Source organism: Pigmentiphaga sp. (genome assembly GCF_019689535.1).
Classification (GTDB): domain Bacteria; phylum Pseudomonadota; class Gammaproteobacteria; order Burkholderiales; family Burkholderiaceae_B; genus Pigmentiphaga.
The window spans coordinates 1-2115 of the sequence record NZ_JADGHH010000337.1; the positions used below are offsets into that span (position 1 = coordinate 1).

Consider the following 2115-nt stretch of genomic DNA (forward strand, 5'->3'; position numbering starts at 1 on the left):
CTGTGCAGCTTGGGGCGGGGCAGGTCGAATCGCTCAGGGTTTCCGGATTCAGCCAGCTTGGAGAGCGCCGGGCCGCCGGGGTACCCGAGGCCGAGCAGTTTTGCGGTCTTGTCGAACGCCTCGCCCGCCGCATCGTCCAGGGTCTCGCCGAGCAGCTCGTAGCGGCCGATGCCGTCGACCCGCATCAGCTGGGTGTGTCCGCCCGACACCAGCAGCGCCACGAACGGGAATGCCGGGCGCGGCGAGGCGAGCAAGGGGGAGAGTAAGTGCCCTTCGAGATGATGGATGGGAATGGAGGGGAGGTTGCGCGCCCAAGCGATCGCCTGTGCCACGCTGGCACCGACAAGCAGCGCCCCGGCCAGGCCAGGGCCCGCGGTATAGGCGATGGCGTCGATGTCGTCGAGCGTCAGGTTCGCGGCGTCGAGCGCCTGCCGGGTGAGCGGCAGCACGCGTCGCACATGATCGCGGGAAGCCAGTTCCGGGACGACGCCGCCGTATTCCTGGTGCATGTCGACCTGGGAATGCAGGGCGTGGGCGAGGAGCCCGCGTTCGGTGCTGACGACGGCCACGCCGGTTTCGTCGCAGGAACTTTCGAAGCCGAGAACGATCATGTAAAGCCGCGGGACGCGATGGTTGCGAGTTAACCCTAGGCCGCAGTGTAGCACCCGGGCAGCACGAGCATTTGGCAAGCGGCAGAAAAATCTGCTATAGTGGCAGGCTCGATCAACCCTTAGCAGCCCCGAGGCAATCGTTACATGCCGACAATTCGCGTTAAAGAAAATGAGCCGTTTGAGGTCGCCCTGCGTCGTTTCAAGCGCACCATTGAAAAGACTGGCCTGCTGACCGAACTGCGCTCGCGCGAGTTTTACGAAAAGCCCACGGCAGAGCGCAAGCGCAAGCACGCCGCCGCCGTCAAGCGCCACTACAAGCGTATCCGCAGCCAACAGCTGCCCAAGCGCTTGTACTGATTGCTGCTGCGCACGGAGCGCAGGTAAGCTTTCCGGTAGTTTCGCAGATTTATCAAAGCCGCTACGGCGCCAGCCGGGCGGCTTTTGGCGTTCTTGTTGTTATTTTTCGGCGTCCACCCGAGACGCTCGAAACTCTTCACCCTCGCGGAATCTCCATGACTGCAGATACCCTCAAAGCCCGCTTGTCCGACGAAATCAAGAACGCCATGCGCGCCAAGGCCACCGAGCGCCTCGGCACCCTGCGCCTGCTGGCGGCCGCGATCAAACAGAAGGAGGTCGACGAGCGCCGGGAGCTGGGGGATGCCGAGATCATCGCCATCGTCGAGAAGCAGGTGAAGCAGCGGCGCGAGTCCATTGCATCGTTCGAGCAGGCAGGCCGCGCGGATTCGGCCGCCCAGGAGCGGGCCGAGATGGCGGTATTGCAGGAATTCCTGCCGCAAGCGGCTTCCGAAGAAGAAGTGGCGGCTGTCATCGACGCCGCAGTGGCTGAAGTTTCGGCCCAGGGAATCAGCGGTGGCGCGGCCATGGGCAAGATCATGGGGCTGGTCAAGCCCAAGCTCGCCGGCCGCGCCGACATGGCCGAGGTGTCGAAGCTGATCAAGGCGCGCCTGGGCTGAGCCGCGAGGCGCTTCCCCGAACGCCCGCCTTGCGCGCATGATCCCAGAGTCATTCATCCAGGACCTGCTGGCCCGGGTCGACATCGTCGACGTGGTGGGCCAGCACGTCCAGTTGCGCAAGGCCGGGGCCAATTTATTGGGGTTGTGCCCCTTTCACAGCGAAAAAACCCCGTCTTTTACGGTTAGCCCGAGCAAGCAGTTCTATCACTGTTTCGGCTGTGGCGCGCATGGAACGGCCATCCGTTTCCTGATGGAACACACCGGCGCCTCGTTCCCCGATGCCGTCCGGAGCCTTGCCGGCATGGTGGGCATGCAGGTGCCCGAGGAGGATCGCAGCCCCCGCCAGAGGGCAGCCCGTCAACAGCGCGAGGCCATGGTCTCGCGGCACAGCCAGGTGCTGGAGCTGGCCAACAATTGGTACCGGCAGCAGTTGCGCTCGGCGCAGGCGGCGATCGCCTACCTGAAAGGCCGCGGGGTTTCGGGGGAAATCGCCGCGCGCTTCGGGTTGGGCTGGGCGGGGCCCGAGCGCC

The 2115-nt window shown here is 64.9% G+C and carries 4 protein-coding genes; 3 read left to right on the plus strand and 1 reads right to left on the minus strand.

Annotation, left to right across the window (positions count from 1 at the left end):
• A partial coding sequence (tsaD, locus tag IRZ12_RS17475; RefSeq protein ID WP_296471356.1) for a tRNA (adenosine(37)-N6)-threonylcarbamoyltransferase complex transferase subunit TsaD occupies nt 1-611 on the minus strand: 611 nt, incomplete at its 3' end.
• Between the two features lie 144 nt (nt 612-755).
• On the opposite strand from tsaD, the gene rpsU reads away from it, so the two are divergent.
• The 3 genes from rpsU to IRZ12_RS17490 all read left to right on the plus strand — a co-directional run.
• Nucleotides 756-968: a 30S ribosomal protein S21 gene (gene rpsU, locus IRZ12_RS17480; RefSeq protein WP_087782307.1), complete on the plus strand. Its 213-nt coding sequence runs from the start codon at nt 756-758 to the stop codon at nt 966-968.
• A 155-nt stretch (nt 969-1123) separates the two neighbouring features.
• Nucleotides 1124-1585, plus strand: coding sequence for a GatB/YqeY domain-containing protein (locus IRZ12_RS17485; protein ID WP_296471371.1), 462 nt, complete (start codon nt 1124-1126; stop codon nt 1583-1585).
• 37 nt (nt 1586-1622) lie between these two features.
• On the plus strand, nt 1623-2115 hold a 493-nt coding region (locus IRZ12_RS17490), incomplete at its 3' end, for a CHC2 zinc finger domain-containing protein (RefSeq protein WP_296471375.1).